The organism is Rosistilla carotiformis, assembly GCF_007753095.1.
In the GTDB taxonomy this organism is placed as follows: domain Bacteria; phylum Planctomycetota; class Planctomycetia; order Pirellulales; family Pirellulaceae; genus Rosistilla; species Rosistilla carotiformis.
Genome location: NZ_CP036348.1, coordinates 1280612 through 1302575, shown reverse-complemented (window position 1 = coordinate 1302575; position 21964 = coordinate 1280612). Strand labels below are relative to the sequence as shown.

At 59.5% G+C, this 21964-nt stretch carries 16 protein-coding genes; 14 read left to right on the top strand and 2 right to left on the bottom strand.

The window, feature by feature from the left end; genetic code table 11:
* Positions 1–27 precede the first annotated feature (27 nt).
* The 6 genes from Poly24_RS04845 (at position 28) to Poly24_RS04820 (ending at position 6927) form a co-directional block, all read left to right on the top strand.
* Positions 28–780 carry a hypothetical protein gene (locus tag Poly24_RS04845; RefSeq protein ID WP_145091268.1) on the top strand — a complete coding sequence of 251 codons (753 nt, stop codon included), beginning with the start codon at positions 28–30 and terminating at the stop codon, positions 778–780.
* Entirely contained in the window at positions 777–1844 is a 1068-nt protein-coding gene (locus tag Poly24_RS04840; RefSeq protein ID WP_145091266.1) for a prenyltransferase/squalene oxidase repeat-containing protein, read from the top strand. The genes Poly24_RS04845 and Poly24_RS04840 overlap by 4 nt, the downstream gene beginning before the upstream one ends.
* 219 nt (positions 1845–2063) lie before the next feature.
* Positions 2064–3281, top strand: coding sequence for an NPCBM/NEW2 domain-containing protein (locus tag Poly24_RS04835; protein ID WP_197452326.1), 1218 nt, complete (start codon positions 2064–2066; stop codon positions 3279–3281).
* A gap of 173 nt (positions 3282–3454) precedes the next feature.
* Positions 3455–3775, top strand: coding sequence for a MazG nucleotide pyrophosphohydrolase domain-containing protein (locus Poly24_RS04830; RefSeq protein WP_145091260.1), 321 nt, complete (start codon positions 3455–3457; stop codon positions 3773–3775).
* A complete protein-coding gene (locus Poly24_RS04825) occupies positions 3772–5904 on the top strand; it encodes a hypothetical protein (RefSeq protein WP_145091257.1) in 2133 nt (710 codons plus the stop codon). The genes Poly24_RS04830 and Poly24_RS04825 overlap by 4 nt, the downstream gene beginning before the upstream one ends.
* Before the next feature lie 84 nt (positions 5905–5988).
* Positions 5989–6927: an ABC transporter ATP-binding protein gene (locus tag Poly24_RS04820; RefSeq protein ID WP_145091254.1), complete on the top strand. Its 939-nt coding sequence runs from the start codon at positions 5989–5991 to the stop codon at positions 6925–6927.
* Between the two features lie 74 nt (positions 6928–7001).
* Here Poly24_RS04820 and Poly24_RS04815 read toward each other — a convergent pair whose 3' ends face one another.
* Positions 7002–7745 (bottom strand): 2-phosphosulfolactate phosphatase, encoded by a 744-nt coding sequence (locus Poly24_RS04815; protein WP_145091251.1) that lies wholly within the window; start codon positions 7743–7745, stop codon positions 7002–7004.
* A 211-nt stretch (positions 7746–7956) separates the two neighbouring features.
* Here Poly24_RS04815 and Poly24_RS04810 point away from each other — a divergent pair, with 211 nt between their 5' ends.
* The 8 genes from Poly24_RS04810 to kdsB all read left to right on the top strand — a co-directional run bounded on the left by Poly24_RS04810 (position 7957) and on the right by kdsB (position 20777).
* The gene (locus Poly24_RS04810; RefSeq protein WP_145091248.1) at positions 7957–9294 is read left to right on the top strand and encodes a hypothetical protein; all 1338 of its coding nucleotides are present in this window, start codon (positions 7957–7959) and stop codon (positions 9292–9294) included.
* A gap of 3 nt (positions 9295–9297) precedes the next feature.
* Positions 9298–12288 (top strand): ATP-dependent DNA helicase RecQ, encoded by a 2991-nt coding sequence (locus tag Poly24_RS04805; protein ID WP_145091245.1) that lies wholly within the window; start codon positions 9298–9300, stop codon positions 12286–12288.
* A 197-nt stretch (positions 12289–12485) separates the two neighbouring features.
* Positions 12486–14489 (top strand): ATP-dependent zinc metalloprotease FtsH, encoded by a 2004-nt coding sequence (ftsH, locus tag Poly24_RS04800; protein ID WP_145091242.1) that lies wholly within the window; start codon positions 12486–12488, stop codon positions 14487–14489.
* A 73-nt stretch (positions 14490–14562) separates the two neighbouring features.
* Positions 14563–15717 carry a ribosome small subunit-dependent GTPase A gene (gene rsgA / locus Poly24_RS04795; protein ID WP_145091240.1) on the top strand — a complete coding sequence of 385 codons (1155 nt, stop codon included), beginning with the start codon at positions 14563–14565 and terminating at the stop codon, positions 15715–15717.
* A gap of 367 nt (positions 15718–16084) precedes the next feature.
* Positions 16085–18592 carry a serine/threonine protein kinase gene (locus Poly24_RS04790; protein WP_197452325.1) on the top strand — a complete coding sequence of 836 codons (2508 nt, stop codon included), beginning with the start codon at positions 16085–16087 and terminating at the stop codon, positions 18590–18592.
* Positions 18593–18732: 140 nt separating this feature from the next.
* Complete coding sequence (locus Poly24_RS04785) at positions 18733–19149, top strand: hypothetical protein (RefSeq protein WP_145091234.1); 417 nt, start codon at positions 18733–18735, stop codon at positions 19147–19149.
* A 177-nt stretch (positions 19150–19326) separates the two neighbouring features.
* Complete coding sequence (locus tag Poly24_RS04780; protein WP_145091231.1) at positions 19327–19959, top strand: 3-keto-disaccharide hydrolase; 633 nt, start codon at positions 19327–19329, stop codon at positions 19957–19959.
* A gap of 59 nt (positions 19960–20018) precedes the next feature.
* Positions 20019–20777, top strand: coding sequence for a 3-deoxy-manno-octulosonate cytidylyltransferase (kdsB, locus tag Poly24_RS04775; protein WP_145091228.1), 759 nt, complete (start codon positions 20019–20021; stop codon positions 20775–20777).
* A gap of 30 nt (positions 20778–20807) precedes the next feature.
* Here kdsB and Poly24_RS04770 read toward each other — a convergent pair whose 3' ends face one another.
* A complete protein-coding gene (locus Poly24_RS04770) occupies positions 20808–21860 on the bottom strand; it encodes a prenyltransferase/squalene oxidase repeat-containing protein (protein ID WP_145091225.1) in 1053 nt (350 codons plus the stop codon).
* Positions 21861–21964: the final 104 nt, after the last annotated feature.

Genomic DNA, 21964 nt, shown 5'->3' with positions numbered 1-21964 from the left:
AATCCGCCCCGCAAGGACAACTTCCCCGTGAGCCAAGCATCGACTGCGAATCGCCTCCGCTGCAGCATGACCGTCGCGTTTGCTGCGTCGTTCATGCTCGCGGTCGCCGGGGTGGCTGCCATCGCAAGGGCTCAGCCGCCAGAATCAAGCGGGGATCAACCGCCGCCGGCTGCCGATCTGCTGGGCGATCTGGACGGTTTATTAGACGAGGCGATGCAAGCCGAATCGAAATCGGACGGAAAGCAGCAACCGGCAACCGACGATCCGCAAGCCGCCGGGGAGCCGGTCGATGCCATGCTGAAGACGCTGCAGGCTGTCGATCGCGAGATGCAGCAGGCGATCGCGGGGCTTGGCAAAGGGGATGCCGGACCGGCAACGCAAGCCGCTCAGCGACGGGCGTTGGAAATGCTGCAGACGATCGTCGATCAAGCGGGGCAAAACGCCAACCAAGACCAGTCCCAGTCGTCGCAGCGTGCGCAGGAACAGCAGATGTCGCAGGCGGGGCCAGAAAAACCGGAGACCGATCCGAACCGCGAAGGCCAGCAACCGCAGCAACCCGAACTGGGAACGCAGCCTGGAACCGAAGTCGGCAGCAGCACCGACGTGATCGTCAACGCGGGCCCTTTGCAAGGCATGCGTGAAGCGGTTTGGGGACACTTGCCCGAGCGGATTCGGGGCGAACTGCAGGCGACGTTGCCAGAGAAGTTCCTGCCCCGTTATCGCGATGCGATCACCGAATACTTCCGCCAACTCTCCTCCGGTTCGGACGCGAAACCTTGACCAACAATCTCGCACGCACCGGCGCGATCTCGCGGCGCGACCTGATCGGCCGATCGATCGGCTTGCTGACCGCATCGGCCTTGCCCGTCGCGGCGGTTGCTCAAACGGGCGACGATGGGCTCTACACGCCTGCCGTTTCGCTGGCGATCGATCGTGGACTCGCCTCGCTGGTCGCGCGTCAAACCGCCGACGGCAGCTTTGGCGATGGCCGCGGCACCGGCTTGGGACGCAACGTCGCCGTAGTCAGCTTGGCCGGGCTGGCGATGTTGTCGCGAGGCAGTCTGCCCGATCGCGGGCCTCACGGCGCGGCGCTGGATCGCTGCGTCGACTACATCGCCGACGCGTGTGAAGACGAAACGGGATTCATCATCCGACGCGAATCGGTAAGCCGCGGGGCGATGTACGGCCACGGCTTTGCCACGCTGTTCCTCGCCGAAGTCTATGGGACCAGCGACCGCAAGGATCTGCAACGCAAGCTGAACCATGCCGTCGATCTGATCGTCCGCTCGCAGAACAGCGAAGGGGGCTGGCGATATGAACCCGAGCCGCGCGACGCCGACCTGTCGGTAACGATCTGCCAGATGATGGCTTTGCGAGCGGCTCGCAACGCGGGGACCTTTGTTCCGGGAGAGACGATCGAAAGGGCGGTCGATTACGTGCGGCGATGCCAGAATCCCGACGGCGGTTTTATGTACCAATTGACCGGTGGGGAGAGCCGATTCCCGCTGACCGCCGGCGCGATCGTGGCGCTTCAAAACGCGGGACGCTACCGCGGCAAAGAGCTCGACGACGGCTACGATTTCCTCAGCAATCGAGCCGGTCACAACTTCTCGCCTCAACGCAACAACTACTTCTTTTACGCACACTATTATTCGGTGCAGGCACTCTGGCAGCGAGGCGGCTCCGACTGGAAAGCGTGGTACGAACAACTGCGAGACATTCTATTGTCGGCACAACTAAACGACGGCAGCTGGCTCGATTACACCGACCGCACCTACGCCACGGCAATGGCCTGCATCATCTTAAACACTCCCCGCAGCCTGCTGCCGATCTTCCAACGGTAACCGGAAACGTTTAACGAAGCGTAGTGGACGAGGTTACGAGTCCTTTTGCATCAGACCAAATCGCTGGGACTCGTAACCTCGTCCACTACGTCCCGCCGCTAATTCTTTCGACGGTCCGAGGCTCCTTCGTTGAACGGTATTGCGGCTAAACTAGAGGACTCATTTCGAATCGATTCCCCCTAAAGGCTCCTCATGCATCGCGGCGTACTTGCATTTTGCGTGACTATTTCACTGGCGGAAATCGTCCCGGCGGAAGATCTCTTGCTGAACAGCGGTCTCGTTGCGGTCAGCTTTTCCGATTTCGAGTCGCCCGAACAATTGACCTTTCGCGACGACAAGAACCAACCGCTGGTGGTCGCTGCCGATCAATTGATCCGATATGGCCACGAGCCGATCGCCGATTTTGCGTCGGGGCTGATGATGGTCGATGGATCGTGGGTCGTCGGACGAATCGAACGGATCGCAAAAGACCAGGTCGCCATCTCTGGGCGTTACTTCCGAACGACGCTGTCGTTGACAAACGTTCGCGCGATCGCGTTGCAATTGCCGACTCAGCCGCTCGCGCGGGCCTCGATCTTGAAGACGTTCACCGACGCCGATGGCGGAGACGATCGCTTGCTGAGCGTTGCCGGAGACGAGATCGTCGGCGTGCTGCAGTTTCCGCCGACGATCGACGACGCACCACTGACGTTTGGTGCGACGTGGAATCTGCAACGCGGCGAACGCTCCGACGACGTCGCGGCCTCGACCCTCCGCGGCATCGTATTGAGCCCGTTGTTGCATCCGATCCGCCCCGCCGAAACAGGATTCTGGTTCGGCCTGGACGATGGCACGCGATTGGCGATCCGATCGATCCGGCGAACCGGCGACGCAATCGAACTGGAACTAGCCAGCGGCGAAAGCTTGGCGTTTGCTGGCGACTGGGATCAATTCTCCGCCGCGGTGCAATCGATCCAGCCAGTTCGGGGCGCAACGCATTGGCTCAGCCAGCAGCCTGCTCTGGCGTTCAAGCAGCAAGCCTCTCTCTCCGAACTCCAATGGCCACTGGCCACCGACAGCGGACTTCGCGGCGAACCGCTGAGCATCGCCGGATACCGCTACCGACATGGTCTATCGATGCATGCGAACGCTCAAGCAGCGTACCGTATCCCACCCGATGCGACTCGGTTTCAAGCGACGATTGGGTTAGCAACGGGTGATGATTTGGCAAACACCGCCGGGAGCGTGGTCTTCCAGGTTTTGACGGCTGACGCGACCAAGGCGGTCCGGACGCAGTTCACGTCGCCTACGCTGCGGCCCGGCGACGCTCCGATTTCACTCGATATTCACCTTGGCGATGCGAAGCTGATCGTACTGATGGCCCGCGACGCGGGAGACGGCAGCAGCGGGGACCACGCGGTTTGGGCCGACGCCCGTTTTTTGCTCGGCAACAATTGAACCTTTTCCAGCGCCAGCTGCGTAAACGAAGACAAAACGCTGCATACAGAGACTCCGCTCAACCGCCGCAATTGAACCTTTTGCCTCGCTATCTGCGTAAATGAAGACAGCCTATCCTTCGAACGCAGGGCGGTTACAATTTTAGCCCCTCTGTATGTATTGGAATCGACTTGATGAATGAACCAAAACCCGAGATCTCGCTCGCCGATTTTCAGCAGAAGATCAAGGCGATGTATTACGAGAAGGATGTCGTCCGCGGGGTCGACGGCACCTTCATGTGGTTGATGGAAGAGATCGGCGAACTGGCCGCGGCGTTGCGAGGCGACGATCGCGAGAACCTGGCGGCGGAGTTCGCCGACGTGCTGGCTTGGTTGGCGACAATCGCCAACGTCGCCGACATCGATCTATCCAAAGCGATCAGCGAAAAATATGGCAGCGGCTGTCCAGGCTGCAGTCGCCTGGTATGCACCTGCCCGAACGAAGAGAAACCGTGATCGCCAGGACAACACGCAAATCGACTGTTTGGCTCTCCTGGGCATCATCGGCCGCGTTGGCCCTTTTGATCGCCGCCCCGCGTGCAGCCGATGCTGCTGACCTCTCCGCAACGGCGGGAATCGATGGTCGCGGACGAGCTGGGATGTGGGCTGAATGCCGCATCGAAGCGGGGCAGGGCATTGCGCCGGGCAACGTGGTCGTCGCCACGGCCGACGGCGACGGCGTGGGAGTCGATTACACGCAAGCGATTGCCAGCGATGGCGATCTGCGGTGCTATTTCCAAGTCGGCCGTGACGACCAGCGGCTGAAGGTTTCGATCGCCGAGGAAGCGGGGCAGACGGTGGCATCCGCGAACATCGACGCCCCCGCAGCGATCCCCTTTGAAAAGGAATGGATCCTAGCGATCGGTGATGCGATTGGAATCGAAGGGGCCAGCGAGCAACAAGGTCGCCGGAATTTCCCCATCGTTTCGGTTTTGCCCGACGGTCGGGACCTGCCGCATCACTGGATCGCCTACGACGGCGTCGATCTGATCGTCTTCCCAGGATCGCAGGGAGCGATCGTCAACGCGTTGGCCGATTCGCAGAAACAAGCCCTCTCCGATTGGGTTCGCCGCGGCGGGCGGATGGTCCTGACGCTGGGAGGCGAATCGCAAGCGGCGGTCGCGGCCGGATCGTGGATTCGCGATTCGCTTGGTCTGCAGATCGAGGAGGAGGTTGTCGATGTCGACCCGCGCGCGATCGAATCGTTCACCAACACGCAAACCCCTTTAAAAGCGTATCCCGCACTGCGCCTGCCCAGCTCCGGCGGACGCACGCTTCTGACCGGCAGAACGCTCGACCGCCAAACCGTCCCGATCGTTAAAGAGTATCTCGTCGGCTTCGGTCGCGTTTTGATCCTGGCCGCGGATCTGGACCAAGAGCCGTTTGCCTCGTGGGCCGACCGCCAGAATCTGCTGGAACGCTTCCTGCCCAACGCGATCGGCACTCGCAACAATACGTCGCAACGTCACACCAGCGCCGCCGGCTACACCGACTTGGTCGGACAGATCCGCCGCACGATCGACCAATTCGATTCACACTGGGTGTTGCCGTTCAAATGGCTGGCTGGATTTTTTGTGCTCTACCTGGGACTGATCGGTCCGCTGGACTACTGGATCGTCAATCGTTGGTTGGGGCGTCCGCTGCTGGGCTGGATTACGTTCCCGTTGGCCGTGTTGGGCTTTGCCGGACTCGCCTTTTATGGGACGACGATCGCCACGCCAGCACAGCCGGTTGTGAATCAGTTCTCGGTTGTCGACATCGACCCCAGCGAAAAAGTGGGGCGAGGCTTCGCCTGGACTCAGCTGTTGAGTGGTAGCGCCGGCCGCAATAACCTTCGCTACACGATCGAGTCCGAGTTTTCCGATCCCGATTCACAGCAACCGATTACCGGTTGGTGGGGAGTCAACGGACAAGAGTTTGGCGGGCTGACGTCGATCGGACGCGATCGCCAGATGCCCGACTACACGATCGCCGCCGAAGCAAGCGGCGAAAACCTATCGTCCATCGCCACCGGGTTGCCAATGGCAACAGCCGCCACCAAGGGACTCGCCGCGTGGTGGCAGTTCGAGCCACGGGCAGCGGTCGAAAGTTCGCTGAAACAGCGTCCCGGTACCGACTTGTTAAGCGGCAGCATCTCCAACCCGTTATCGGTCGACCTCTTGGACGGCCTGCTGGTCTATCGCGGCTGGGCCTATCTGCTACCAACACGCTTTACTGCGGGGAAACGGATCGCCGAGGTTAGCTCGCTGACCTCGAAAAACCTGAAGTGGCGATTGACGCGCCGCAGCGTCGACAAAGCCTCCACGGCGACCGAACCTTGGAATCCCGAGATGCAAGGCGACCTGGATCGACTGCTGGAGATCGCGATGTTCCACGATACCGCCGGCGGCCCCAAATACACCGAATTGAGCAACCGCATCATCAACCACTTGGACCTCAGCCACGTGCTTTCGACCGACAACGCGATCCTGTTGGGACGCGTCGACACGCCGATCGTTCAGCTGGACGAGGACGAACATGCGGCCGAGGCTGGCACCGTGCGAGCGTTCGCGCGGATCTTGTTGCCCGTCGAGACCGGCCGCTAAAACCGAACACAACCTATCGCTCCAATCGTCCGCCACAGCGTTTCGCTCACCGGGCCGTTGAACCAGCACCCCAGGGCCTTCACCGTGATCAGAACTTCTGGATTGTCAAAAAAGTATGGCGACATGTTTGCCATCAAGGACATCAACCTCGACCTCGGCGAGGGAGACCTGTTCGGCTTCATCGGCCCCAACGGTGCCGGCAAGACGACGACGATGCGGATCATCGCAACGCTGTTGGAGCCCAGTTGGGGCGAGGCGTATGTCTGCGGACACGCGGTCCAATTGAACCCCAAGGAGATCCGGCGGCTCGTCGGTTACATGCCCGACTTCTTCGGCGTGTACGACGACATGACGGTGATCGAATACCTGGAGTTCTTCGCCGCGGCGTATCGCATCAACGGCCCCGCCCGACGCAAACGCTGCGACGAAATGCTGGAGATCGTCGACCTCGATTTCAAACGCGACGCATATGCCAACACGCTCAGCCGCGGACAGACTCAGCGACTCGGGCTAGCTCGCACGCTGCTGCACGACCCGCAAGTCCTCTTGTTAGACGAACCGCTCTCGGGACTCGACCCACGGGCTCGGATCGAGATGCGAAACCTGCTTCGCAAGCTCGGCCAGATGGGCAAGACGATCATCGTCAGCAGCCACATCCTGCCGGAATTGGCGGACATCTGTAACAAAGTTGGGATCATCGATCGGGGCGTTCTGGAAGTCAACGCGACGGTCAACGACGTGATGCGTCAGGTTCGTGAATACAACGTGCTGGTCGTCCAACCGGCCGACATCGTCGACCTCACGAAGATGTCCGATCTACTGGAAGGACATCCCAAGGTTCGCGGCGTGGAAGTTGGCGACTCCGAGATCCGCGTGATCCTGAACCGCGACGTCGAAGACTACAGCGACCTGCCGGCGCTGTTGATCCAATCGGGCATCCGCGTCCGCCAGTTCCGCGAAGAGGAACTGAACCTCGAATCGGCCTTCATGGCATTGACCAAAGGGACCGCGGTCCGGATGTAACCAACGGCGTCGTGCCGTACTGGGATCGGAACGAAGTCCGCGACGCGATCGCCTGATCGACATCGCACCGTCGGTTATTCGCAGCGCAAGATGCACGGATTGCGTGACACGCGGCGAGGAACCAGCGGCACCGAGTCGATCCGAGCGACGCGCTGCAGATCGTCGGCGAACCCGATCCGTTGCAGATTGCGGCCCCCTTTGGATAGCGCCAGGAATTCCGCGAGCCGCGCCGGATCGGCGGCTACCGGTTCGGCAGCCTCCCACGCCGCGATCGCCAACAACGCCGAATCGTCGGTCGTTTCGAAGCCGCGGCTGGCGATCAACCGCTTGGCGATCGCACCGGCCAACAACACATCCTCGCCACTGATCCGGCCATCGGTTCCCGCGCAAACCAACAACACATCAGCCGATTGCGCGCAATAATCGCTCGCCGCCGACAGATTCAAAAACGAGGCGGTCAACACATCGGCCGCCGTATCGACCGCCGCGAGGGCTCGCGTCCCGTTGGTCGTCGTCATCACGACCGTCTTGTCGGCGATCACCTCACGCGGATATTCGGCCGGGGAATTCCCCAGATCGAAGCCGTCGATCGGCAGCCCGCCGCGCTCGCCGCACAACTTATAAGCCCCCGGCAAATTCGCAGCCTGCCGCTGAGCCTGATCGATCGATTCGCAAGCGATCACGCCCGCAGCGCCATTGCCCAAGGCGGTCGCGATCACCGAAGTGGCTCGCAGCACGTCGATCACCACCGCGGTGCAATCGGCTAGCGATTCGCGTTGGATCAACGACGGCAGCAGGGCAACGGATACCGATTTCATGGCAAGCTTTCATCCTTGGAGCGATTGGGATACCTATTTGCAGGGCTGCCCTGCTTAGGCTAGTTTGTCATGCTAAATTGAACCCTGACATTGCGATACTAGGCGAAACCATCCGCTCGCGATTGTCGGGCGATTTCCAGTAAAAAATTCCCCTGGCCACCGCTCGCCAGGAGCCGCAGAACGCGATTCGATATAAGGATTTACAACACCGATGAGCTTTGCCCGAACCATCCCCACCCTGCTGCTGACGCTGTTGTTGCTCTCGGGTTGCAAAAAGCAGGAGGTTGCCCAACCGAATAAAGAACCAGCCGAGGCTCCCGCCGCTGCGGCAGCTGCTGAACCGACGCCCGACGATGCGGAAGTCGTCGCCGCGATCGAAGCGGCTGGCGGAGTCACCGTGAAGAAGCAGGGCGAGAACATCGTCGAACTCGATCTTCGAGGCCTGTTCCCCGACGCTGCCGAAGACCAAGCGGACGAATTCGCCTGGGTCGCCGGATTGCCAAAGCTGCAGAAGATCCTCGCCCGCGGCCCCGGCGTGACGCTGGAAGCTGTCGAAAAACTGAAAGCACATCCGGAACTGAAGGTCATCGGTTTCGATAACTGCACGCAAGTCGGCGACGAAGCGGTCGCGGTCCTGGTCACGCTCCCCAAACTGGCCGATGTCGATCTGATCAAGAGCGAGATCACCGACGAATCGCTGAAGACTCTGGCTGGCTGCGATACGATCCGCCAGATCCGGATCGCCCGCACCAAGGTCACCGACGCGGGAATCAAGTCGCTCGAAGCCGCCGAGCAATTGGAGCTGTTGGATCTGCTCGAGTGCTCGCTGCTGACTAACGAATGTGCGACTTCGGTTGGCAAATTGACCAAGATGCGAAACGTCCGCCTGCCCAACGCAGTCGACGACAGCGGATTGGCTCAGCTCACCGGCCTCAACAACCTCGTCGCCCTGGGCCTGCAATATTGCCGCGTTGGCCCCGAGGGGATCAAACACTTGGTCGGACTGAAAGAGCTCAAGGAAATCAACCTGTACGGCGCTAGCAAAGTCGACGACGAAGTGATCCCGCTGCTGGCTCAGCTGCCGAAGCTGCAAAAGGTGCGGGCCCGCGAGACGAGCATCCGCGGTGAAAACGCCGCGGCATTTGCTGACATGAAAGCCCTGCGAGATCTCGACCTCAGCGAATCGCCGGTTCAAGACGCCGTCTTCGAACACTTGGCCAAGCTGCCCAATCTGGAAAACCTGAACCTCTGGAACACCGAAGCGACCGAAGAGGGGATCGCTCAGCTGAAGGGAATGACCCAGTTGAAGCAATTGAATCTCGATAACCTCGGCGACGCGATCAGCGACGATTGCCTCGACACGATCGCCACGATGACCAATCTGGAGCTGTTGCACCTTGGGGGGACTGGCGTCACCGATGAAGGCATGCCGAAGTTGTATGGATTGAAGAAACTTAAACGGTTGTTCATCACCCGCACCTATGTCATTGAAAAGAGCACCGTCGAAGCGTTGAAGCAGGAATTGCCTCAAGCGAAGATTGAGTGGTAGTTCATGCCGTCGACACTTTCCCCAAGCGATTTCCTGGACCGGTTTGGCCTGACCCAATTCCGCAGCGGGCAGGAAGCGGTGATTCAACAGGTCCTCGACGGCAAGGACGTGTTGTGCGTGATGCCAACCGGCGGCGGCAAAAGCCTGTGCTATCAATTGCCCAGCGTGATGCTCGACGGGCTGACGATCGTCGTCTCGCCGCTGATCGCGCTGATGCAGGACCAGGTCGACGTGCTGCAAAAGAAAGGCTTTCGGGCGACGCTGATCAACAGCTCGCTGAAACCGGCCGAACAGTTCGATCGCATGCAAGCGATGGCCGAGGGAAAGTACGACCTGATCTACATCGCGCCGGAGCGGCTGCGGAACAGCCGCTTTTTGGAGAGCGTTCGCAAAACGAAGGTCTCGCTGCTGGCGGTCGATGAAGCCCACTGCATCAGCGAATGGGGACATGATTTCCGCCCCGATTACGCTCGCCTGGGGCAGTTCCGAATTCGCAACCTGGGCGGCGTGCAGACGATCGCTCTGACGGCCACCGCCACGCCGACGGTTCGCGACGACATCGTCAAGCTGTTGTCGCTGCACGAACCAAAGCCATTCATCACCGGTTTTGCTCGCGAAAACCTGCGGTTCGCGGTCACTCCCTGCGGCAGCGATCGCGAGAAGGATCAACGGCTGGCGGAGTTCCTGCGGGGCCAGAAGGGGATCGGGATTATCTATGCCGCGACGCGGAAACGCTGCGAAGAAATTGCCCTCTGGTTGCCGGGGAAGCTGGGCAAACCGGTCGGGATCTATCATGGCGGCCTCGATCCGCAACAGCGGCGGAGCGTCCAAGAGGACTTCATGGCGGGGAAGTTGGCCGCGATCGTGGCGACCAACGCGTTTGGGATGGGAATCGACAAATCGGACATCCGCTACGTCGTCCACTACAACATGCCCGGCAGCCTAGAAGCCTATTACCAGGAAGCAGGCCGGGCCGGCCGGGACGGTTTGCCCAGCGAATGCCTGCTGTTGTTCAGTTACAGCGACCGCTACATCCAAGAATTTTTCATCGAGAACAACTACCCGACCCGCGACGTCGTCGCGGCGGTCTACAAGTTCTTGCACTCCCGCACCGACGACCCGATCGAAATGACGCTCGATCAGATCCGCGAGAAGATCGGCCTACAAGTCGGCGGCGAGGCGATCGGGACCGCCGAGCGGTTGCTGGCCAAAACGGGAGTCCTGGAGCGGCTGGACAGCAGCGCCAACCAGGCGATCATCCGGATCGACAGCACGCTGCCGACCTTGGTCGACATGCTGCCGCGGGAAGCCAAAGTTCGCCGCCGCGTGTTGCAAGCGGCTGAAAAGATCATCGGCGATCGACGCGAAGAGGATGTCTATTTTTCGCTCGACCGGATTGTCAAATCGACCGATCAATCGCGTGAATCGGTGACGCGAACGCTGCGTGAATTGAGCCGGTTGCGAGACTTCGATTACGTGCCGCCGTTTCGCGGCCGGGCGATCCACTTCCGCAAACGCGATGTCCCCTTCAACGACCTGAAGATCGATTTCGTCGAACTCGAACGCCGCAAGCGGGCCGAATACGAGAAGCTGGATCATGTGATCCGGTTTGCGCAAACGCCGAACTGCCGGCAGTTGGCGGTGCTGAATTATTTCGGCGATCCAGCAGCCGACGTCTGCGGAAACTGCGACCGATGCGACCTGACGCAGCCCCGAAAAAATGCGGCGGTGACAACGGCGGCCGCCGTCCCGTTGACCGCTGAAGAGACCGAGGAACAGCAGCTGATCACCCAACTGGTGCGGATCGTGCTCAGCGCCCTGGCTCGCACCCACGGGCGATTTGGCAAAGGGCTGGTCGCTCAAATGCTGGCCGGTTCCCAAAACAAGAAGCTGCAACAATTGAAGCTCGATCGCTTGAGCACCTTTGGGCTGCTGAAGGGACTCAAACAAGCTCAAGTCACCGATCTGCTGGACGCCGTCTGCAGCGTCGGGATGGCGCAACAGATCGAAGTCACCCAGCGGCGTCCGACGGTTAAGCTGACCGATTTTGGGCAGGAAGTGATGAAGGGGAACCAACCGGTACCGGTCGCCTTTACGATCGCCCGGCCGCTGAAAATCAAAGCGATGGCATTGGTCCGCAAGATGGCCGCAGCGGAAGAGGTCGCCGAGACGCCGGCGGAAAAGCCGAAACCGACAGCGAATCCCGATCTTCTGAAGACGCTCCGTAAATGGCGACTGGAAGCGGCCAACGAACTGGGCGTTCCCGCCTACCGGATCGTCAGCAACGCGACCCTCGAAGCGATCGCCGCCAAACAGCCGCAGAGCGTTAGCGAACTGGAATCGATTCGCGGCATCGTTCCCGAGACGGTCGAACAGTATGGCTACGCGTTAACCCAGTTGATCACATCGCAACTGTCCGAAGCCGATGATCTCCCCGACGACGATATCGACCTCGATCCGTCGTACGACGAGCTATCCGACGACGACGACGACGTCCCACAACCACCGATATCAGGAAACGAAGCTTCAGTCGCACTGGATCACGGCGAACCGAAACCGTTGGCAAACCGCGACTCCGGCCAACCGAAGGATCTATTGTGGGACGCTAACGCCCCCACGAAGTCGGTCAGCGGCGGCGGCGCCTTCGGCGAAGCAAAGCCTGCCACGCCGGAGGAAGCTCCGACGCGTCAGGTGACGGGCGATGGCGACGCTTTCTGGACTTGGAAACTGCTGCAGGATGGCTACTCCGCCGACCAATGTTGCGAGATTCGGCGGATCGACCAGGGGACCTTATTGTCGCACCTGATCGCCGCCGCCCGCGATCAGCGACCGGTTCCCTTGGACTGGGTAGCCGGTGAGGAAGCGAAATTGCTGGCCACCATCGCTGCGGCGACCGATTCAGCGGCCACTCTTGACGGCTTGATCCCCAGCCACTGGGATCCCAAGCTATTGCAATTGGCTCGCGAAACGCGTCGGCCCCAGGGGCGTGGTTAGCCTAATCGGGGCAAGCCCGCTACAATTGAGAAAATCATACGGAATTGGCCCAATGTTCGCACAGGATTTGCTGCGAACGCAAACGATCGGCAACCGCCGAGATCGTGAAAAACAGAATCGCAGCTTGGAAAATTTGCACTCAACGTCGAGCCATTGGCAGGCGACGGGCTTGATTCAATGGCATCGAAAGGGAACTGATGGAGAATCGGGAAGAGAACACCTCGGGCGGTCGAGACAAGAAACCTGAAGGTCGATCAAATAATTCATGGGTCATATTTTTGGCGCTTGCCATTTTGGCGGTGATTTTGTTTTGGCGCGGCGAAGGGACTGCCAACACGGTTTCGTGGAGCTTCTTTTTGAAGCAAGTCGACGATGGGAACGTGGAAAAAATTATCGTTCGCGATGGCTACATCGTCGGCGATTTCAAAACCCCACCGAGCCCTCCGGTCAAATTTGGCGACAAGACCGCCACGGCAACTTCGTCGGAAGCCGACAAATTGCCTACCGAATTTTTGGTGTATTATCGCGATCTCCCCGAAGACCTTGATTCGCGGATCGTCGCTCAAAACGGAACCGTCGAAAATGCCCCGGCAGATCAATTACTGCCGACGCTGACGATGCTGTTCTTAATGCTGCCGCTGCTACTGCTGGGCTTCATCTGGTTCTCCTATCGCCGCACGCGAAACGAGATGATGGGGGGTGGTTTCCTGTCGGGGTTCAGCAAAAGTCCTGCCAAACGTTACGAAGCGAGCGAACAAGCGATCACGTTCGACCAAGTCGCGGGCCTCGAAGGGGTCAAAGCCGATCTGCAGGAGATCGTCGACTTCCTCAAGAGCCCGGAGAAGTTTCAAAAGCTGGGAGGCCGCGTTCCCAAGGGCGTTCTGCTCAATGGACCGCCCGGCACCGGCAAGACGCTGTTGGCCCGAGCGATTGCTGGCGAGGCGAACGTTCCCTATTTTTCGGTGAACGGTTCGGAATTCATTCAGATGTTTGTGGGCGTCGGTGCCAGCCGGGTCCGCGATCTGTTTAAGGTCGCCAAGGAGAGCAGCCCGTCGATCATCTTCATCGATGAAATCGATGCGGTCGGTCGCCAGCGTGGCGCTGGCCTCGGCGGCGGTCACGACGAACGAGAGCAGACGCTCAACCAGATCCTTGGCGAAATGGACGGCTTCGGCGGCAACGACGCCGTGATCGTCGTGGCGGCGACCAACCGTCCCGACGTCCTCGATCCAGCGCTGCTGCGTCCAGGCCGTTTCGATCGCCACGTGACCGTCGGACGCCCGACGCTCAAAGGCCGCGAAGCGATCTTCAAGGTCCATGTCCGCGAAGTGCCACTGGCCGACGATGTCAATTTGCACACGCTGGCCGCTGGAACTGTCGGACTGACCGGTGCCGATATTCGCAACATGGTCAACGAAGCGGCACTCTGGGCCGCTCGCAACAACAAGACCGAAGTCGCGATGGAGGACTTCGAATATGCTCGCGATAAGATCCTGATGGGAGCCAAGCGCGAAGAGGTGTTGCAGGATTCGGAGAAGGAAAAGACAGCCTATCACGAAGCCGGACACACGATCGCCGCCTGGTATCTCGATGGTTCGTACCGCGTTCACAAGGTCACGATCATTCCGCGTGGCCGTTCGTTGGGCAGCACGCAAACGATCCCTAGCGAGGATCGATTGAGCATGTCCGAGCGCGAACTACGACATCAATTGATCGTCCTGTTGTCGGGCCGCGCCGCCGAACGGATCATCTACGACGAGACGACCGTGGGTGCGGAGAACGATCTCGAACGCGCTACCAACATCGCCCGGCGGATGGTTTCGCATTGGGGCATGAGCCCCAAGCTGGGTCCGGTCAGCTACAAGACCAGCGACGAAGATCCGTTTTTGGGTCGCGAGATGCATCAACAGCGTCAGTTCAGCGAAGCGACGCAGGAGTTGATCGATGGCGAGGTCGCGCGAATCTTGCACGAAGTCGACGAGGAAGCCTTGGCGCTGCTTCGCGACAAGAAGGACCAGCTCGAAGCGATCACCCGCGATCTGCTGGAACGCGAGGAACTGTCCGAAGAGGACCTCACCGCGTTGATCGGTCCTTCGGTGCACGTCGACGCCAAGAAGGATGCGCACAGCGAAACGGTGATCGCACCCGACACGGTCCCCAATAGTCCCGATGCAGTCCCCAATGCCAATGCGAATTCGTGAAGTGGTTGCGATGACGAAGGTTGCGGGCGTCAATCGCCAAGGCGGTCGGCGTTGATCGCTGAAGGATTGGCCCATGGCGCGTAACAAGAAAAACCGCTCGAAGATTCGGACCGAGTTTCGCAAGAAACATCAGGGGAAGACGCGCGATGCAGATCTGACTCGCGAATTTAAAACCGGCGACACCGAGCGTCTTGCTGACGCCCAGCATGGTGAACGGGTCAGCGGCAAGGGTGAACTCACCCGACACCGCACTGTCTTCGGCGACGCGATTGATGATTCGAACGGGGGTCTGAACGTTCAACTCGATTCGGACGATTCCCTGATCACCGGTCGCGTATTGAGTGTCCATGGGCTTCAGAGTCGCGTGCTTGGGGACGACAACGTCGTTTACAGCTGCACCGTTCGCCAGTTGCTCAAGTCGCTCAGCACCGACCAACGGCATGTGATCGCCACCGGGGATCGCGTGGCGATCCGCACGGCCGATAATCAAGAGGGGATGATCGAACGGGTCGAACCCCGTTCGCATGTGCTGAGCCGAACCAGCCGCGGCCGACAGCACGTGATCGTCGCTAACGTCGATTGGTTGATGATCGTCACCAGTGCCGCCGAACCGGGGCTCAAGCCAGGGCTGATCGATCGCTTTCTCCTGACCGCCGAACATTTCGGGATCACGCCGATCATCTGCATCAATAAGATCGATCTGGTCGATGCGGCGGAATATCAGCAATTGGTCGGCACCTTCGGCCAGCTGGGCTACCGCGTATTGACCTGTTCGGCGGAAACCGGCCAGGGAATCGATTTCCTTCGCCAGGTGATCGCCAACCGAGAAACAGCGGTTGTGGGGCAAAGTGGTGTTGGCAAAAGCAGTCTTTTGAACGTGATCGAACCTGGCCTGGCCCTGCGGGTGTCTCACGTCAGCAGCGAGAACCAAAAGGGTCGGCACACGACCACCGCAGCGAAACTGATCCCCCTCACCAGCGGTGGCTTTGTCGTCGACACTCCTGGAATCCGGCAATTCCAGCTCTGGGACATCACTCCTGGCGAAGTGTCCGCCTTGATGCCCGATCTGCGACCTTATGTCAGTGGTTGCCGCTATTCGGATTGCCTGCATTTGGACGAAGACCAGTGCTTGGTCAAAGAAGCAGTCGCCGATGGCCGAATCGACGCACGTCGCTACGACAGCTACTGTCATCTGCTGGAAGAGGACTTGATGAACAAGGGCAGATAGCCCCCCATTCATTGGGACAACACTCCCCTTCGGAGAGAAATGCAGGACTGGCGATGGAATTTGCACGCAAAGACGTATGCATTGGAGATTGGTTTCGGATTATGCCGAAACGGTAGTATTGGCAGCCCTGGCGAACGGGCAAAAGATTGACCGAAACGGTAATTCCAATTAAGGTTATCCAAGTGGGACATCGCCTTACGGCGGTTCCAATCCACCACAACCTCCAAGTGTCAGAACGGAAGTCTGACGGTTGCAAGGCCTTTTCTCGAACGAATGATTTCACCCGGCGTGGCAGATGTCAGAGTTCAGCTCTCAGCGCACGACTCAGCTACCTCTTGACGGGGGTTTCGATACCGATGCGCCGACCGTGCGCCGCTTGGCTGACACCGGCGAGGGTTCGGAATCGGGAGTCGTCCCCGCGGTAGCCGTCGGTTCATCGCGGGTTGAAACCGCTCAGACCGTAATTCGCCGAACGGGCAGTGAACTGCCACCTCCGCCGTCGGAACAAGCGACGCCGGCCGAAGTCGCCAAGGTTCTCGAAGGAGCCGAATTGGGGAACTTCCGCCTGCAATGCCTGATCGGTGGCGGCGGTATGGGAGCTGTCTTCCGCGCAGCCGACACGCGGTTGGACCGAACGGTGGCGATCAAGGTGATACCGCGTGTCGGGGAAGATCCCGATCTGTTGCGGCGGTTCAAGAACGAAGCGCAAAGCGCGGCCAAACTGGACCATCCCAACATCGCGCGGGTCTACGACGTTGGCCAGGAGAACGGCTGGCACTACATCGTCTTTGAGCACATCGATGGGATCAACCTGCGCGACTTGGTTGCGCAGGAAGGTGTCCTATCGATCGACGATGCGGTTTATTACACGCGGCAGGTTGCCGAAGCGCTCGAACACGCAAACGAACGGGGCGTGGTCCATCGCGACATCAAACCTTCCAACGTCTTGGTCACATCCAGCGGCCAGGTCAAACTTGTCGACATGGGACTAGCTCGGTCCCAACACGTGGAGGTCACCGACGACATGACCGCCAGCGGAGTAACGCTGGGAACGTTCGACTACATCTCTCCCGAACAAGCTCGCGACCCGCGCGAAGCCGATGTCCGCAGCGACCTCTACTCGCTCGGCTGCACGCTGTATTTCATCCTCGTCGGTCGGCCTCCCTTTCCGGGCGGATCGATCGTTCAGAAATTGATGAACCACGGGAACGCCCCGCCTCCCAATCCGGCGGTTTTCCGTCCCGAAATCCATCCCGATCTGACAGCGATCATCCATAAACTGCTCGCGAAAAAACCGAGTGATCGCTACCCACGACCGGCCGACGTGATCGCCGACCTGCATCACCTGTCGAAGCAATTGGGGCTCACTCGATCGGCCGCGATGGGGACCACTTCGGTGCCGACGCCCAGCGTTTGGCCGTCGCTGTTGCAGCAGCATCTGCCATGGATCGTCGCGGTCAGCCTGCTGTTGCTGAGCACCGTTTGGATCCAAATGATGTCCGCTGGCGAAAGCGATCTACAGATTCCGAGACCCGATGAATTGCGATCACGTCCGCAATCGGTCGCTAATTCGCTGGCGTCCAACGAGTCGCCTCCCGACGACACGCCTGCTGCGATGGTGGGACCGACCTCGCCTGCAGATTCCGAAGCCAGTCGTCTGCGACTGGCCGCGGCGGAACTCAAAGACGCCACCAACGATCCTCCTCCGGTTCCCTGGACAACGCTGATCGTGAACCCTAGCGCCCGCGCCGATGATCCGCGCGCGGTTCGATCGCTTCTCGACGCATTGGAAAAAGCGAAATCGAACGCCGCGATCGACACGATTGAATTGCGAGCCGATGAGATCGAAGTCGGTCAACTGCGGATCCCTCGCAGTGGATTGAAGATTCGCGTCGCCGAAGGCTTTGCCGGCATGGTCATTTTGAAAGATGATGCGATGCCGGCGATGGAACCACCAATAAAAATTGTCACTGGTGGCCACGGGATCGCTTTCGAAGGCGTCCATTTCTTCTGGCAGACAGGATCGGCTCGCGACGGCGGCGCCGTCTTTGGGCTGACCGGACAATCCAAAGAGAAGATCGAATTAAGCGATTGTTCGATCACGATCGACAACCTTGCGCGACGCAGCGATGTGTTCGCCTTCCAGGTGAAATCCAATGCCGATACGACGCCCAGCCGGACTCCGACCGCGACGTCAGCGGGCTTACTGGTGTGGTTGAAGCTCAAAAACTGTGTCTTTCGCGGCCAGATGACACTTATCGGAATGGACAGCGCGTCGCGACTAGACGTCGAATGGACCAACGGCCTGCTGGCCACATCGGGACGATTTCTCGAGACCGGTGGCGCCGCGAAGGCTTCCTTTGCGATGGAACAGATCAAAATTAAATTGGACCACGTTACGGCCCATTGCGATGAAGGTTTTGCCCGCGTCCAGATCACCCCGGCGGCGTCCTATCCTGTGATGCTGAATCGATCGTCCAACAGTTGCACTTTTGTTTCCGCCCCCGAAACGAGGCAATTCGAGATCGCTGGCCTGGAAGATCTGCAAGCGACCGCCGCCAAATGTCTTTCGATGCAGGGAAAGAACAACGCGTACCAATTGGACGAAAACCGGATGGGCGTGATCTACCGGGCCAGCGATACCCGAGGAGAATCGCTGGAGTACGGTTGGACCGATTTGAACGATGAGGCGACTTGGTTCGACGGCTTCGAAGAAGAACGCCCCAAGAGTACCGTGATCTGGTCCGATGTTTTTCCTCGCGATAAAGCCGTCCACACCCACGTTCCACGCGATTATCTGCAGGACGGGGTTTTGCCTCCTGGATTTGACCCGGCTACCATTCCGAAGCTGCCAATGCCGACAAAGTCTCTGTAAAACCTTGCCGATATTTGACAATGCGGTGTTTGGCAGCTTAAATCTATCCTGCAGGAATCGCTTCGAACTGCGAGTGACTGCTGCGCACGTATCCACTTCGCTAACACGCACGACAAATTACCTCTTGGAGAATCAATCGAATGTTGCGAGTTTTGTTACTGACGATCGCTATGACGGTTACCGCTTCGCAAGCCATGGCCATCGGCGAATTGAAAAAAGAATGGTCCACCAAATATGCTGGCGATGACAGCGGCGATTTCAAAACCGTTGCCCGCAAGGCCGGATGCAACGTCTGCCACGTGAAAGGTGTCAAAGACAAGAAATCGGCCGAAGGTCGGAACGAATACGGCACCGCGATGGCTGCATTCTTGAAGGGCAAGGACATCAAGATTGATGACCTCAAGGCTCAATACAAAGATGACAGCACCAAAGACGCTGCCGTCAAAACCATGATGAGCATGTTCGAAACCGTGAACGCTGAAAAGTCGAAAGACGGCGAAACCTTTGGCGCCAAGATCTCGGCAGGCAAATTGCCAGCGACCGACGCCAACCTGTAAGAGCTTGCTTTTCCCTAACTTCAGGGAATTGGAACATCAAAGCGCCAGACGAATTTATTTCGCCTGGCGTTTTCTCATTCGTAAAGCTTCCTCGCACCCGACGCGATACTACGTTCGTACCCCATGTGGTTGTGAGGCTCCGTCTAAAAAAACGTCCCCCAACAAAAGACTCTCCCGATGAAACAATTATTCCGCGGCTCGATCGCGCTGCTGCTTGCCGTCGCCCTGATCCAACCTTCCGTCGCTCAAGAGGAAGGCTTCACTCAACTGTTCGACGGCAAATCGCTCAGCGGCTGGAAAGCGTCCGAAAACACCGACAGCTGGTCCGTCAAAGATGGCACGCTGATGTGCGATGGCCCGCGCAGCCACCTGTTCTACGAAGGCGATCTGGCGCCGTTCAAGAACTTCCACTTCAAAGCCGACGTGATGACCACCCCCGGCAGCAACGCTGGAATCTATTTCCATACCCAGTTCCAACAAGAGGGCTGGCCCGTGAAGGGCTACGAGTGCCAGGTCAACGTCACGCACAAGGATCCAAAAAAGAGCAGCAGCCTGTACGCAGTCGATAACGTCGCCGCACCGCCCGTGAAGGACAACGAGTGGTACACCCAGGAGATCATCGTCAAGGGACGCCACATCGTCCTGAAGCTCAACGGCGAGACGATGGTCGATTACACCGAACCGGAAAACAAACAGGCCGACAATTCGGGTTTTGATCGCCGGCTCAGCGAAGGGACGTTTGCGTTGCAAGCGCACGACCCCGATAGCGTCGTCTACTTCAAGAACCTTCGCGTCAAGAAACTCGACTGAGTTGGCCGACAACATCTGTCGTCCTGTTTCAAAACCACTGCAACCGATCTCCCCGATTTATGCTCAACGCCAAGATTGTCATTCCGGCGCGACTGGCGTCGACACGACTGCCCGAAAAACTGCTGCGGGTCGTCGCGGGGAAATCAATTCTGCAGCGAACCTACGAAGCGGCAAGCCGATCGCGGCGAGCCGCTTCGATGATCGTGGCGGTCGACGATCCGCGATTGCTGGCGGAAGTCGAGCGGTTTGGCGGCAACGCGATGATGACGTCGGTCGATTGCCAAAGCGGGACCGACCGGGTCGCCGAAGCGGCGCTATCCGATGACCAAGCCGACGTCTTCGTGAACGTTCAAGGCGACGAACCGGAGATCGATCCCGATGCGATCGATTTAGTCGTCGATCTGCTGGAACAGCATCCCGAAGCCTACGCGGCGACGCTAGCGACTCCGATCCGTGACGTCGCCGATCTGAAGAACCCCAACTGCGTCAAGGTCGTGCTGGAGACGGGCGGCTATGCGTTGTACTTCAGCCGCAGCCCGATCCCGCTGCCTCGCGACCAAGATTTCCAGGCGCTGGTCGATCACGACCCGCGACTCTGCTGGCAGCATATCGGCTTGTATGCCTACCGCCGCGAGGTGCTGCAGTGGTTCACTCAGCAGGCCCCCAGCCCGTTGGAGCTGACCGAACGGCTGGAACAATTGCGGTTGTTGGAAGCGGGCCGGCGGATCGTGGTCGGCAAGATCGACCATCCCGCGATCGGGATCGATACCGAAGAGGACCTGCAAGCGTTCGAACGCAAACTGGCCGCCGAAGGCTAACCGTCGGCGTCGCTGCCGCGAGAATGCCGACTATCGCTGGTAGATCGGCAGGTACCCTTTATCCAGCTGCAGCATGATCAGATTGCATGCGGTCACGTAGACCGGGTGGATCTGACCTTCCCAGTAGCCGTCAGCCTTCTGTTCGCCGACGATCCGATCGTACAGCTTGTCACGGAACGGAGCCCATTCGGCTTCGCCCTGCCGGTAGACGACTTGGCTGTAATAGAGATAGGTGTAGTGCCAGTGGCCGTACGCCTGCTGTTCGCCGCTGATCCGATGCAGGCTCTTCTTGGCGTAATCGAGCATGTCGGGAACATGTTCGCCGTCGTAATCACCGGCGTTGTAGAGCGCCGCCAACGCCGCCGCGGTGATTGCCGGGCGACTGCTGCCGGTCTGACGCGAACTGTAACTGATCCCGCCGTCGGCGTTTTTGCACTCGTAGATGTACTGCTTTGCCTTTTCGATGATCTCCCCAGGCACCGGAATCCCGGCGTTGCGACAGCCTCGTAAGCCTTGGACCTGCGTGATCGTGGTACTTCCCTCGTCGAAGTTACTGCCGTCGCGAGCCGACACGTATCCCCAACCACCCGCAGGCGTCTGAGCGAATCCGCTGAATTGCACCGCCTTGGTCAAGACATCGACCAGCTCGCGGCGACGATCGACAAGCCCCTCTTCGCCGAGCACCTGCGACAAAAACAGCATCGAAAAGCCGTGGCCGTAGGTGTATCGGGAATCGGTTAACGGATCGCCGATCAAACCGTTGTCGCGACATTTGCTGATCAGGTAGTCGGTCGCGCGGGCGATCGGGCGTGCATAAGGCCCTTGAGTTGTCGTCGACCCCGACCCGATCATCGCGGCGCCGGCCAGTGCGGCCAGTGCGGTCGGATAGTGTTGGGCGTTCCATTGCCCCCGCGACGACTGGGTTCTCGCCAACCAATCGAGTCCCCGTTGGATCGATTCTTCCCAACGCGGATCCCGTTTGCCAGCAACCGCTTGCGGGGCGAAACCGGCTGCTAACGAAAGGGCCAGTCCGGCCGCAGCCGTATCGCGGAGCATCGCGCGTCGAGAGAGCGATAATGACATCGTTTGGAATCCTTTAAAACTTAAGGTCGCAGGGATCGCTTGCCCTCGAGGACAAAACGATCCGCGTGTCGCAGCCGAGCCCCAGCCGCACTCCATTATAGAGT